The 12,319-nt window shown below is 60.0% G+C and carries 13 protein-coding genes; 5 read left to right on the top strand and 8 right to left on the bottom strand.

Going from position 1 to position 12,319, the window contains the following annotated elements:
- Nucleotides 1-1,384 (bottom strand): AMP-binding protein (locus Q0M35_RS13045; protein WP_295315983.1); only part of this gene is annotated, 1,384 nt, incomplete at its 3' end.
- A 147-nt stretch (nt 1,385-1,531) separates the two neighbouring features.
- Between Q0M35_RS13045 and accB the strand changes: the two genes are divergently transcribed.
- The 3 genes from accB to aat are packed head-to-tail and all read left to right on the top strand — an operon-like array spanning nt 1,532 to nt 4,039.
- Nucleotides 1,532-2,029, top strand: a complete 498-nt coding sequence (accB, locus tag Q0M35_RS13050; RefSeq protein ID WP_295315985.1) for an acetyl-CoA carboxylase biotin carboxyl carrier protein — start codon at nt 1,532-1,534, stop codon at nt 2,027-2,029.
- A 12-nt stretch (nt 2,030-2,041) separates the two neighbouring features.
- Nucleotides 2,042-3,394 carry an acetyl-CoA carboxylase biotin carboxylase subunit gene (accC, locus tag Q0M35_RS13055; RefSeq protein WP_295315987.1) on the top strand — a complete coding sequence of 451 codons (1,353 nt, stop codon included), beginning with the start codon at nt 2,042-2,044 and terminating at the stop codon, nt 3,392-3,394.
- A gap of 12 nt (nt 3,395-3,406) precedes the next feature.
- Entirely contained in the window at nt 3,407-4,039 is a 633-nt protein-coding gene (gene aat / locus Q0M35_RS13060) for a leucyl/phenylalanyl-tRNA--protein transferase (protein ID WP_295315989.1), read from the top strand.
- On the opposite strand, the gene Q0M35_RS13065 is transcribed toward aat, so the two are convergent.
- The 6 genes from Q0M35_RS13065 to Q0M35_RS13090 all read right to left on the bottom strand — a co-directional run bounded on the left by Q0M35_RS13065 (nt 4,003) and on the right by Q0M35_RS13090 (nt 7,860).
- Nucleotides 4,003-4,350 (bottom strand): DUF2155 domain-containing protein, encoded by a 348-nt coding sequence (locus Q0M35_RS13065; protein WP_366519661.1) that lies wholly within the window; start codon nt 4,348-4,350, stop codon nt 4,003-4,005. The genes aat and Q0M35_RS13065 overlap by 37 nt on opposite strands.
- Before the next feature lie 8 nt (nt 4,351-4,358).
- Nucleotides 4,359-4,805 (bottom strand): outer membrane lipid asymmetry maintenance protein MlaD, encoded by a 447-nt coding sequence (gene mlaD, locus Q0M35_RS13070; protein ID WP_295315991.1) that lies wholly within the window; start codon nt 4,803-4,805, stop codon nt 4,359-4,361.
- A gap of 5 nt (nt 4,806-4,810) precedes the next feature.
- A complete protein-coding gene (locus Q0M35_RS13075) occupies nt 4,811-5,194 on the bottom strand; it encodes an NADH:ubiquinone oxidoreductase subunit NDUFA12 (protein ID WP_295315993.1) in 384 nt (127 codons plus the stop codon).
- A gap of 96 nt (nt 5,195-5,290) precedes the next feature.
- Nucleotides 5,291-5,659, bottom strand: coding sequence for a RidA family protein (locus Q0M35_RS13080; protein ID WP_295315996.1), 369 nt, complete (start codon nt 5,657-5,659; stop codon nt 5,291-5,293).
- Between the two features lie 157 nt (nt 5,660-5,816).
- Nucleotides 5,817-7,082, bottom strand: coding sequence for an ATP-dependent Clp protease ATP-binding subunit ClpX (clpX, locus tag Q0M35_RS13085; RefSeq protein ID WP_295316000.1), 1,266 nt, complete (start codon nt 7,080-7,082; stop codon nt 5,817-5,819).
- 151 nt (nt 7,083-7,233) lie between these two features.
- The gene (locus tag Q0M35_RS13090) at nt 7,234-7,860 is read right to left on the bottom strand and encodes an ATP-dependent Clp protease proteolytic subunit (protein WP_295316004.1); all 627 of its coding nucleotides are present in this window, start codon (nt 7,858-7,860) and stop codon (nt 7,234-7,236) included.
- Between the two features lie 163 nt (nt 7,861-8,023).
- Between Q0M35_RS13090 and Q0M35_RS13095 the strand changes: the two genes are divergently transcribed.
- A complete protein-coding gene (locus tag Q0M35_RS13095; RefSeq protein ID WP_295316006.1) occupies nt 8,024-9,229 on the top strand; it encodes an FAD-binding domain-containing protein in 1,206 nt (401 codons plus the stop codon).
- A gap of 196 nt (nt 9,230-9,425) precedes the next feature.
- On the top strand, nt 9,426-11,456 hold the full coding sequence (locus Q0M35_RS13100; protein WP_295316008.1) for a PhoX family phosphatase: 2,031 nt from the start codon (nt 9,426-9,428) through the stop codon (nt 11,454-11,456).
- A gap of 90 nt (nt 11,457-11,546) precedes the next feature.
- On the opposite strand, the gene Q0M35_RS13105 is transcribed toward Q0M35_RS13100, so the two are convergent.
- Nucleotides 11,547-12,319 (bottom strand): zinc ABC transporter substrate-binding protein (locus Q0M35_RS13105; protein WP_295316012.1); only part of this gene is annotated, 773 nt, incomplete at its 5' end.

Here is a 12,319-nt window from a genome sequence, read left to right on the forward strand (position 1 = left end):
CCAGGCACAACCGGTCCAGCCGCGCCTCGTCAACTTTTCCCGCCACAAATGCGACGACCTCCTCGCCCCATTCCGGATGCGCGTGACCGACCACCGAGACTTCCTCGACCGCCGGGTCGGTCAGCAACACTTCTTCCACTTCGCGCGGATAGACGTTCGAGCCCCCGGTGATAATCATGTCTTTGGACCGGTCCTGCAGGGTCAGGTATCCGCCAGCATCAAGAAACCCCATGTCTCCGGTCATCAGCCAGCCATCCTTCAGGGTTTTCGCGTTCGCCTCCGGGTTGTTGCGATAGCCTGGCATCACGGTATCACCGCGTACCATGATCTCGCCATGGGTGCCTGTAGGTACCGGATGGCCGTCGCTGTCGCCGATCATCACCTCCACCGCCGACTGAGCCCGCCCGACAGACTGAAGGCGCGCGGCCCAGTTCGGATGGCTGCGGTCCGCGACGTCATCACGGCTCAGCACCGTGATTCCCATCGGGCATTCGCCCTGACCATAGATCTGCACAAAAACCGGCCCGAAGGTGTCGACCGCTTCGATGATATCGGCATTATACATGGGACCGCCGGCATAAATGACCGTGCGCAGGCCGTCGCCCGACTGCCCCGTGGCGCGCGCCACCCGTGTCATCCGCTGTACCATCGTCGGAGCCGCAAACAGCTGAACCGAGCCGAAATGCGCTGCCAGACCGAAGATTTCAGCAGGATCAAAGCCGCCCGAAGGCGGACAGACATGACGCGCACCCGCACGCACATGCATTATGTTGTAAATACCGGCCCCGTGGCTCATCGGCGCTGCATAAAGCGTCGCGTCGGCGCCCAGGACCTGATCGGCATCCAGCGGATAACACAGGCTCATCGACATCAGCATGCGAAAGGTAATCATCACGCCTTTTGGCTTGCCGGTGGTCCCTGATGTGTAAAAAAGCCAGGCCAGATCGCCGGAGTCGCGGGTAATGATGTCTGTGGCCGTATCGTGCGCGACGATTTCTTCAAAATCCGGGCCCGGCACAGTGATCACCTCTGCTGCGGATTTATTCAGACCGTCGTCCTGTCCGGGTGAGGCAAAGACGATGCCCGCTCCGGCATGGCCGATGATATACTCCGCCTCTCGCACGTGCAGTTTGGCATTGACCGGCACCACCGCCGCCCCTGCAATCCAGACGCCGTAAAAGACAATGAGATAGTCGGGCGTGTTCTTCATAAAGATCGCGACCCGGTCGCCGGGGCAGATGCCCCGCGCCTGCAGCCATCCGGCCACCGCACGGGCACGTTCGAAAAACGTACCATAGTCAGCAACACAGTCGCGCCCGGAAAAAAGGGCGGGACGGGTGGGGTTCTGTGTCGCGGTGCGGGCGAGCCAGTGGGCAAGATTCATTGGAAAAGCTCCTTACAATGGCAGTTTTATCCGGGTGCGACGCCGGTGCAACAGGCGGGTTTCCATGGCGTAACCCTTCGCCTATAAGGGAAATGCAGGATGAAGGGCCGGTTAAAACAAGGCTCCCCCGAATGGTTGAGGACTTACATGACTAAAAAGAACCATGATGCTGACGTGGCCTTTATTCAGGCCCTGGCTGAATTGCTGCGCGAAAACGATCTGACTGAGCTTCAGGTGAAACGCGACTACGGCGCCGATGACAGCCTGAACGTTCGGGTCAGCCGTCACCAGCAGCAACAGGTGGTGACCCAGGTCTCTTCGCCCGCCCCGATGGCAGCGCCCGCCGCCGCACCGGTCAACGCCGCCGCTCCTGCCCCCGCCGCAGAGACCAGCGATGATCCGGCAAGCCACCCCGGCGCGGTCACATCGCCGATGGTGGGCACAGTCTATATGCAGGCCGAACCCGGCTCTCCGCCCTTTATCAGCGTCGGCGCGACAGTTTCTGAAGGCGACACTCTGCTGATTGTCGAAGCTATGAAGACCATGAACCACATCCCCGCGCCGAGGGCCGGCACGATCAAACGGATCGTGGTCGAGGACGGCGCTGCTGTGGAGTTTGGCGCACCGCTCGTCATCCTCGAATAGGAGGGCAGGCCCATGTTTAAAAAGATCCTGATCGCCAACCGCGGTGAAATTGCCCTGCGGGTTGTCCGCGCCGCGCGCGAAATGGGCATTGGCACGGTTGCGGTTCATTCCACCGCTGACAGCGATGCGATGCATGTGCGGATGGCCGACGAATCCGTCTGCATCGGACCGCCCCCCTCGCCTCAGAGTTATCTGTCGATCCCTGCGATTATTTCCGCCTGCGAGATCACGGGCGCCGAGGCGATCCATCCGGGCTATGGCTTTTTGTCCGAAAACGCAGGCTTTGTGCAGGTTGTGGAAGACCATGACCTCACGTTTATCGGGCCCACAGCCGAGCACATCCGCGTCATGGGTGACAAGATCACGGCCAAAGAAACCATGCGCAATCTCGGCGTGCCCTGCGTGCCCGGCTCCGAGGGCGGCGTGGAAACGCTGGAAGATGCAAAGCGCATTGGCGAAGAGATCGGTTATCCGGTGATCATCAAAGCCACCGCAGGCGGCGGCGGAAGGGGTATGAAAGTTGCCAAAAACGCCGGCGAAATGGAAAAAGCATTCCACACGGCCCGCGCCGAGGGCAAATCCAACTTTGGCAATGACGAAGTTTACATCGAGAAATACCTGACCACGCCGCGGCACATCGAGATCCAGGTCTTTGGCGACGGCAAGGGCCGCGCGGTGCATCTGGGAGAGCGCGACTGCTCTTTGCAGCGGCGCCACCAGAAGGTTTTTGAAGAGGCCCCCGGCCCCGCAATCTCGCCCGAAGAACGTGCCGCGATCGGTAAAACCTGCGCCGAGGCCGTGGCGCGCATCAACTACATCGGCGCGGGCACGATCGAGTTTCTCTACGAGAACGGCGAGTTCTATTTCATCGAGATGAACACCCGTCTGCAGGTCGAACACCCCGTTACTGAGGCCATTTTCGGGGTCGACCTGGTGCGCGAACAGATCCGCGTTGCCGCCGGGATGGAGATGTCTTTCCAACAGGAAGACCTGAAAATCAACGGTCATGCCATTGAGGTGCGCATCAACGCGGAAAAACTGCCTAATTTCTCACCCTGTCCGGGACGGATCACGCAGTATCATGCGCCCGGTGGTCTGGGTGTGCGGATGGACAGTGCGCTTTATGACGGCTATTCGATCCCGCCCTATTACGACAGCCTGATCGGCAAACTGATCGTGCACGGACGGGACCGGCCCGAAGCGCTCGCGCGTCTTTACCGCGCTCTGGGCGAGCTGATTGTAGATGGTGTGGACACCACCGTGCCACTTTTTCACGCGCTGCTGGCCGAGGAGGCGGTGCTTTCCGGCGCATATAATATCCACTGGCTGGAGCATTGGTTGGAGACCAATCTCAGCAGCAGCTGACCTGCCGGAGCAATGGGCCTTACACCTGATCTGCTGATGCAGGGCTATGCCACCGGTATCTTTCCGATGGCAGAGCGGCGCGATGATCCCGAGATTTTCTGGGTGGACCCGCAGCGCCGCGGCGTGATGCCTCTGAAAGGATTTCACGCCTCGCGCTCGCTTCGCCGTGCCATGCGGCAGAGCAGCTTTGAGGTGACGATCGATGAGGATTTTGCCGGCGTGGTGGACGGATGTGCCGACCGGCAGGATACCTGGATCAACGCTGAAATCCGAAATCTTTACATCGCCTTACAGGCCCGCAGACAAGCCCATTCGCTGGAAATCCGCGAGGATGGCGCGCTGGTAGGAGGGGTTTACGGGGTCGTGCTGGGGGCTGCGTTTTTCGGGGAGAGTATGTTTTCACGGCGCACCAATGCGTCTAAAATTGCGCTGGCCTGCCTGGTGGACCGGTTAAACGATGCAGGTTTTATGCTGTTTGATACGCAGTTTCTGACAGAGCATCTGGCACGGCTCGGCGGGATTGAGGTCACGCGGGCGCAGTATCAGCATGCGCTTGGAAAAGCCGTCGGACAACAGGCTGACTTTCTGCGCCCACCCGTGCGCAGCCCTCAGGAAGTGGCACAGCGCATGACCCAGATGTCATAGCGCGAATGATCCATCGCTGACAGAGCCGGTGTCGAGGCGATCATCCAGCCCGAGAACAGTTCCGTACCGCGGTTTGCATCCGAAATCTTAAGCGCGGCAAAGGCATCGCCCGACGGGTTGCCTGCCGGATAGCGGCACGATGTAAGCTCAATGCGCAGATCGCCGAACTCGGCAGTTTGTCCGGTAGACATTTCGATGTCGTAGAGCAGGCCGTTAATCTTATCGAGCCCGCGCAGAACAACGCCCGGTGCCTCGGTAACGCGCTGCTGTGCCTCCGCCGGCACCGCAAGGAGCATCAGCATCAATGCCATGACCCGCATCATTCGGACTGGCCGCTCACGAACTTCAGCAACAGGCTGATCAGACTGACCGCGCCCTGTGTATCCTCGATGGTATCGCCGGATTCGTAGAAAAACGGTGATCCGCCGGGTACGATTTCGACGAAATTGCCACCCAGCAGCCCTTCAGAAGAAATCACGATCGCGGAATCGTCCGGGATCTCAATGCCCTGCACCACAGATACTGTGGTGTCGGCACGGTAGGTTTCGGAGTTGAGAATGACATCCGTTACCTGCCCGACGCGCACGCCTGCAAGCCGGACATCGGTGCCCACACCGACGCCTTCAAGGCTGCGAAAGCTCGCCTCCAGCGGATAACTTGCCGAGCCGCCGGAGAATTCCGCGACCTGGCCTGCATAGACCACAAAGGCTACGGCGGCGGCCAACACAGCCGCGCCAGTCAGAACTTCGGTGGTGTTTTCGGACATGGGTGTTACTCCGGCGACCAGGCCTCGTAATCACTGCGCGGCTCAGGATCAGATCTGCGGATCGACCCTTTAGGTGCATACGCAAGCGGGGTGCCTGTTAGATTTTCCAGATGGGGTTTTTCCCAGGGCTTATGCACAAGGGGTTTGTCAGTTGGCGGCGCGTCCCAGGTGTGATGCAGCCAGCCGTGCCAGTCCGGATCAACCCGGCTGGCTTCGGCCTCACCGTTATAGATCACCCAGCGGCGCGATTTGTCTTTGTTTTCGTAAAAAATGTTGCCCTGAGTGTCCTCGCCGACCTTCACGCCGTGGCGCGATGTCCAGAGCTGCGTATTCAGCGTCTGCCCGTTCCACCAGGTGACGGCACGCAGCAATGAGTTCAGAATGCCCATGGGTTTTTCTCCGGTCGCATTGTTGCACCACATATGCCGGAAACAGGAGATAAGGTCCAGCCGGATGGCGATGTGAGCACCCGCTTTCTCATGCGATCACCCGGCGCCGGGCATAAGGGCTGTCACTTCGATCTCAATGCGGTATTTCGGGTCAATCAGCCCGCATTCGATCATTGTGGCGGCGGGCGGATTTTCACCGAAAGCCGCCGACAGCATAGGCCAGCAGGGTTCAAAATCTGCGCGATCCGGAAGCATATAGGTCACCCGCACCACATCGCAGAACCGGCATCCTGCTTCGTTCAGGGCTTTTTCGATAGTTCTGAGCGCATCCGCGCACTGCTCTGTGACGCCGTCGCCCTGCCCGACTGTGCCCGCCACATGAACCCAGCCGCCCGCAACGACCGCACGGCAATAGCCCACTCTGGTTTCAAATTCTCCGCCCGAGCGGATGCGTTCAACCGGCATTGCAGAATGTCCTCGCGTATTATGGTCTCTTCAGGTCTGTCAGGGTCACGGCTGTTGCACATCCGGCGGGGTCCGGTTGATCAGGCCGCTGTCAGGGAAATGAAAGACAGGCCAGACCAGACCTGCCTTATCGCTGTTTTGTGTGTCGATGCCGGGATCAGCCCGCGCTGGCAGGTTCTTTGGCAGCATCGGTGTGGATCATCAGGGGGGCGGCATCAGACATCACCGCTTCCTCATTCACGACCACTTCGGCAACTGAATCCAGCCCCGGCAATTCGAACATAGTGTCCAGAAGGATGTCTTCCAGGATCGATCGCAGGCCACGCGCACCGGTTTTGCGCTCGATAGCACGTTTGGCAATCGCCTGCAGCGCGTCGTCAGTAAAGCTGAGCTGCGTGTCTTCCAGCTCGAACAGACGCTGGTACTGTTTGACCAGTGCGTTCTTGGGCTGTGTCAGGATCGTCACCAGCGCATCTTCGTCCAGATCCTCAAGCGTCGCCAGCACAGGCAAACGCCCGACAAATTCAGGGATCAGACCAAATTTGAGCAGGTCTTCCGGCTCCAGATCGGTGAAGATCTCACCGATACCGCGCGCATCATTGTCGCGTACATCCGCGCCAAAGCCCATGGCCGAGCCCTTACCGCGGGCGGCAATGATCTTGTCCAGACCGGCAAAGGCCCCTCCACAAATGAACAGGATGTTCGTGGTGTCCACCTGCAGGAATTCCTGCTGCGGATGTTTACGCCCGCCCTGAGGCGGCACGCTTGCCACGGTGCCTTCCATCAGCTTCAGCAACGCCTGCTGTACACCCTCGCCCGATACGTCACGGGTGATCGAGGGGTTCTCGGATTTCCGGGTGATCTTATCGACCTCATCGATATAGACGATGCCGCGCTGCGCGCGCTCCACATTGTATTCCGAGGACTGCAGCAATTTGAGGATGATGTTCTCCACATCCTCACCCACATACCCCGCTTCGGTCAGGGTGGTGGCGTCGGCCATGGTAAAGGGCACGTCCAGAATTCGCGCCAGCGTCTGCGCCAGCAGCGTTTTGCCGCAGCCCGTGGGGCCGATCAGCAGAATGTTGGATTTTGCCAGTTCGATCTCGCCGCCCTTCTGGGCGTGATTAAGACGCTTATAGTGATTGTGCACCGCCACCGACAGCACCCGTTTGGCCATCGCCTGACCGATCACATAATCGTCGAGCACTGCGCAGATGTCTTTGGGGGTCGGCACGCCGTCGGTCGATTTCAATCCGGAAGCTTTGGTCTCTTCGCGGATGATATCCATGCAGAGTTCGACGCATTCATCACAGATGAATACGGTCGGGCCCGCGATCAGCTTGCGAACTTCATGCTGGCTCTTGCCGCAGAAACTGCAATAAAGCGTGTTTTTGCTGTCACCGGTCGAATTCGTCGCCATATCAACCCTTTCAGGTCTTTAGTATCGGAGCCTGCACGCCCGAACGGCATGCCGGTTGAGGTGGTTATGTCAGCTTAGGACAGCACCGGCAGGTCCACAATCGCAAAATGGTAAACGCAGCATGCTTGCCCTGCTGATGTTGCTTTCCTGATCAGCTTTCGTCGTCTGCCTTGCCGCGGCTTTCAACAATCTCGTCAATCAGGCCGAATTCTTTCGATTCCTCGGGCGACATAAAGTTGTCGCGCTCAAGAGCGGCTTCGATCTTTTTGAGGGTCTGGCCGGTATGGCGGACATAAATTTCATTCAGGCGCGTTTTGAGCTTCTGGGTCTCCTGGGCGTGGATCATGATGTCTGTCGCCTGGCCCTGGTACCCGCCCGACGGCTGATGCACCATCACGCGGCTGTTGGGCAGGGAAAAGCGCATGCCCGCCTCGCCCGCGGTCAGCAGCAGCGATCCCATGGAGGCCGCCTGCCCGATCACCAGCGTAGAGACCTTGGGCCGGATGTACTGCATCGTGTCATAGATCGACAGACCCGAGGTCACAACGCCACCGGGGCTGTTGATATACATCGAGATTTCCTTGGACGGATTTTCCGCCTCAAGATGCAGCAACTGCGCCACAATCAGCGACGACATCCCGTCGTGCACGGGTCCGCTGAGAAAGATGATCCGCTCTTTCAGGAGGCGCGAGAAGATGTCGTAGGCGCGCTCGCCCCGGCTTGTCTGCTCGACCACCATCGGGACAAGATTCATGTATGTTTCGATCGGATCTTTCATGTGGGGTGCCTGTCTGCTGTTGTCCCCGGGACCATACCCGACGGACTGTTGATGAAACCTTAGTATTGCCACCGGGGGGCTGCAAGGGGGGCCGGGTGAGGTTTTGGCAGGGTTCCGGAAGGTGATGGTTGATCACCGCCTTTCCGGGCCTAGATGGCGTGCGATGGACGCAGTTTCAACCTTCCCCCCCGACCGCACTACCGCTCTCGAACGGCTGCAGGCCTTTGTGCCCCGCGCCGGGCGCGATTATGCCGCGGGGCGCAATTTTGATCACGGCCCCGGACGGCATGTCAGCGTGTCGGGTCTGTCGCCTTATCTGCGCTGCCGGCTGATCACAGAAGAAGAGGTGTTGCGGGCTGTTCTGGGGCGACATTCCGCGTCAGCTTCGGAAAAGTTTATCCAGGAAGTGTACTGGCGCACCTACTGGAAGGGCTGGCTCGAGATGCGGCCGGGTGTCTGGGACCAGTACCAGCGCGCGCTGCGCGCAAAGCTTAACGAGGTGCAGACGCAAAGCGGGCTGCGTGACCGCTGGGAGGCTGCCTGCCAGGGCGAGACGGACATCGACTGCTTCAATGCCTGGGCACAGGAGCTGGCAGAGACCGGCTATCTGCATAATCACGCGCGGATGTGGTTTGCGTCGATCTGGATTTTCACGCTGGAGCTGCCCTGGGAGCTGGGCGCAGATTTCTTTCTGCGGCATCTGCTTGATGGTGATCCTGCGTCCAATACGCTGGGCTGGCGCTGGGTGGCGGGCATTCAGACGCCTGGCAAAACCTATCTGGCCCGCACATCGAATATTTCAAAATTCACCGGGGGCCGTTTTCACCCGAAATGGCAGCTTGCCGGAGAGGCGCCCGCGCGTGAAGCACCAGCGGTGCCCGAACCCTTGCCCCTGCCTGATCCGGTGCGGCCCGATCCCGCTCTGCGGACCGGGTTTCTGATGCACGAGGAAGACCTGAGCCCCGGCTTTGCCTTTCAGGCCATGAAAGCTGCGTCTCATGCCGTCATGGCGCCGCAGACCGGGTTCACGCCGCTGGCCCCTGCCCCCCGTATCGCCGCTTTTCGTGCCGCTGCGTCACAGGATGCACAGACGCGGCACATGCCGGCCGCAGACGGCAGTATTGCCGTACTGGAGGATGCAGAGGCACTGATGATCTGGGCCCGGGAAGAAAATCTGGATCAGATTGTGACGCCTTTCGCCCCGGTCGGACCGGTGGCAGATCAGGTGCGGCGCTTTGCTGCGCATGAGGGTGCGCCGCGGATCGTGACGATTATGCGGGAAACCGACCGGGCCGCATGGCCCCGGGCAACCCGCGGTTTTTTCGCCTTCAAAAAGAGCATTCCCGGGCTTCTGAGCGCGCTGAGCTGAAAAGCAGCCGGCGTATAAGAAGCGGCCAGCAGCAATCAGAAGCATTGCATTTATTCTGATTTCCCGACAAGGTTGAAGCGTGACGCGGGGGCTGTCACAACACCGTCATACCAACAGGGCATTCAGAACTCAGGTCCGGCCGGTTGGGATTCGCCCGCGCCGTTACCCCAGAAGATGCAACCGGGAGATGCTGCACATGAACCGCAAAGAAATTATCAATGACCCTGAATTCGGTAACAAAGCCGAAGCGTTTGAGGCATTTGACGACATTCCGACGAACCCGAACCTGAGCCGGACGATCGGCGATGTGATCAACCGCCGCTATGGCCGGCGCGACGTGATGCGCGGCATTCTGGGCGTGAGCGCCACGACCGCGCTCTTTGGCACCTCGGCGATGATTGCGCCGAAACAGGCATCTGCTGCCGCCGCAGGGCGCTACAACTTTGACGAACTCTCCTGGGGCAACGACGAAACGCACCACATCGCGGAGGGCTATAACGCCGATATTCTGCTGCGCTGGGGCGATCCGATCACGGCAGATGCGCCCGAATTCGATGTGATGAACCAGACAGCTGACGCGCAGCTGAAGCAGTTCGGTTACAATAATGACTATGTCGGCTTTACCGCGCTCAACGACGAAGGCACCCGCGGCCTTTTGTGTGTGAACCACGAATATACCAACGAAGAGGTCATGTTCCCCGAGATCGGCCGCCAGGACCGCGACGGCTTTGCCAATATGACCAAAGAACTGGTCGAGATCGAAATGGCGGCCCATGGTGGTACCGTGGTCGAGATCGCACAGGGCGCAGATGGCAAATGGTCACTGGTGCGCGACAGCCGCTATAACCGCCGGATCACACCGCTGAATACGGAAATGACGCTGAGTGGCCCGGCCGCCGGCCACGACCGCCTGAAAACCAACGATGACCCCGACGGGACATCGGTGATGGGTACCATCAACAACTGCGCGGGCGGCATGACCCCCTGGGGCACTTACCTGATGGCTGAGGAGAACTTCCACGGCTACTTCTGGACCGATAATGTCGACGCCGACGGCAAAGCGGTCATCGACAGCGGCAACCCCGAAAGCACCTCTTATGGCCGCTACGGTGTGCCCGGAAGCTGGTACGCCTGGGGCAAATATTACGACCGCTGGAATGTCGACAAAGAGCCCAATATGCCCAATAAATACGGCTGGGTCGTCGAAGTGGACCCGCGCAACCCAGATGCGATGCCGGTCAAACACACGGCTCTGGGGCGGTTCCGGCATGAGGGAGCTGAGACAACCGTGTCAAAAGACGGCCACCTCGTGATCTATTCCGGCGACGATAACCGCTTTGACTATCAGTACAAATATATCTCCGGCGGTACGATCACCGATGAAACAGCCGTCTTCAACAGCCCGCTTTTCTCGGACGGCACGCTCTATGTGGCGCGTTTTGACGAGGACGGAACTGTCGCCTGGCTGCCACTGGTGCATGGTCAGGGGCCGCTGACGGCAGAAAACGGGTTTAACAGCCAGGCCGATGTTATGATCGACACGCGTATTGCGGCCGATCTGCTTGGGGCCACCCCGATGGATCGCCCCGAGGATGCACAGCCCGGCCCGGACGGCACCGCCTATCTGATGCTGACCAACAATACCCGGCGTACTGCAGAAGAGGTGAACGCGGCCAATCCGCGGCCCGAAAGCTCCTTTGGTCACATAATCGAGATCAGGGAAGACGGACAGGACCATGCCGCCACCTCAGGCACATGGTCTATTCTGGTGAAATGCGGCGATCCGGCCATTGAAGAGGTCGGCGCGCAGTGGAATCCGGAAACATCAGAGAACGGCTGGTTCGGCTCACCGGACAACTGCGCCATCGACGCGGAAGGCCGGCTCTGGATCTCCACGGATCAGGGGTCGAGCTGGGGCAAAACCGGCAAATCGGACGGTCTTTACGGGCTGGAAACAACCGGAGATCTGCGCGGCACCTCGCGCCTGTTCTTCCGCTGCCCCGTGGGCGGGGAACTTTGCGGTCCCTACTTCCACGACAGCGGCGAGACACTGTTCCTGGCGGTGCAGCACCCCGGGACCGACGGAACCAAGGACTTCAAAGGCTTCGAACGCAACTCGACCTTTGAGGATCCGGCCACCCGCTGGCCGGATTTCGACCCGGCCATGCCACCGCGCCCCTCGGTGGTGGTCGTCACAAAACAAGGCGGTGGCAGGATCGCCGTCTGACGGGATTAGCCAGTAGACTTTGTGCGTACCGGGCCCCGCGTTTCCCCCGCGGGGTCCTTTTTTTGGAATACCTTTACCCGGCGGGCAGCATCATGCCGGCGCGAGGCAGCGCCGGAAAGCCTCTGCGATCTGCATGAGAAACGCGTTGTAAGTCCATTTTCCCCTTGGGTTTTCTCCTGTCAGCGGGCTGATGGCCTCTACCCGCTGATCACCGTCACCGGTAATTGCATCGATCAGCCCCTGCTGCACCGGCGGTTCGGCCATCACGCAGACAGCGCCCGTTTCCCGGACAACCCCGCGCACATGGCTGAGGTGTCCGGCACTGGCGCCCTGGCCATGCGCAAGGCTGACGGCAGCACGTGCGCTCAGCCCGAACCGAGCCTCGAAGTAATAAAACGCGTCGTGAAAGACGATAAACGGGATGTCCCTGAGGGCCGACATCCGGTCGGCGACCTGCGCTGCGGCCTGAGCGATCTCCTCGCGTCCGGCGCGCGCATTTTCGCGGTAAAGTGCTGCATTGGCCGGATCAAGCTTTGCCAGCGTTCCGGCAACGGCAGTCAGGATCGCCTGAGCGTTCTGCGGGTCCAGCCAGATGTGCGGGTCAGCGTCACCGGCGTGATCATGTTCGTCATGCGCCTTTTCTGCCCCTGCTTGCTCCGGGGTATCATGCGCATGGTCCTCATCTGAATGCCCGGCTTGATCTTCATGCGCATGATCCTCGTCCTGGCTGTCATGAGCGTTATGCTCTGCGTGCGCGTCGTGATCGTGCGGCTCAAAGGACCCGCCGGTACGAAAAGCCAGAAGCTGCATACCTTCGGCCGCCGTCAGGGTAAGCCTGTGCGCGTCACCGGCCAGCGTATCGA

Source organism: Roseobacter sp., from assembly GCF_024639605.1.
In the GTDB taxonomy this organism is placed as follows: domain Bacteria; phylum Pseudomonadota; class Alphaproteobacteria; order Rhodobacterales; family Rhodobacteraceae; genus Roseobacter.

Coding starts and splice junctions, on each gene's coding strand:
- mlaD (WP_295315991.1), bottom strand. CDS start 4,805: ATGTCCGAAAACACCACCGAAGTTCTGACTGGCGCGGCTGTGTTGGCC.
- Q0M35_RS13065 (WP_366519661.1), bottom strand. CDS start 4,350: ATGGCATTGATGCTGATGCTCCTTGCGGTGCCGGCGGAGGCACAGCAG.
- accB (WP_295315985.1), top strand. CDS start 1,532: ATGACTAAAAAGAACCATGATGCTGACGTGGCCTTTATTCAGGCCCTG.
- aat (WP_295315989.1), top strand. CDS start 3,407: ATGGGCCTTACACCTGATCTGCTGATGCAGGGCTATGCCACCGGTATC.
- Q0M35_RS13100 (WP_295316008.1), top strand. CDS start 9,426: ATGAACCGCAAAGAAATTATCAATGACCCTGAATTCGGTAACAAAGCC.
- accC (WP_295315987.1), top strand. CDS start 2,042: ATGTTTAAAAAGATCCTGATCGCCAACCGCGGTGAAATTGCCCTGCGG.
- Q0M35_RS13075 (WP_295315993.1), bottom strand. CDS start 5,194: ATGGGCATTCTGAACTCATTGCTGCGTGCCGTCACCTGGTGGAACGGG.
- Q0M35_RS13080 (WP_295315996.1), bottom strand. CDS start 5,659: ATGCCGGTTGAACGCATCCGCTCGGGCGGAGAATTTGAAACCAGAGTG.
- Q0M35_RS13090 (WP_295316004.1), bottom strand. CDS start 7,860: ATGAAAGATCCGATCGAAACATACATGAATCTTGTCCCGATGGTGGTC.
- clpX (WP_295316000.1), bottom strand. CDS start 7,082: ATGGCGACGAATTCGACCGGTGACAGCAAAAACACGCTTTATTGCAGT.
- Q0M35_RS13095 (WP_295316006.1), top strand. CDS start 8,024: ATGGACGCAGTTTCAACCTTCCCCCCCGACCGCACTACCGCTCTCGAA.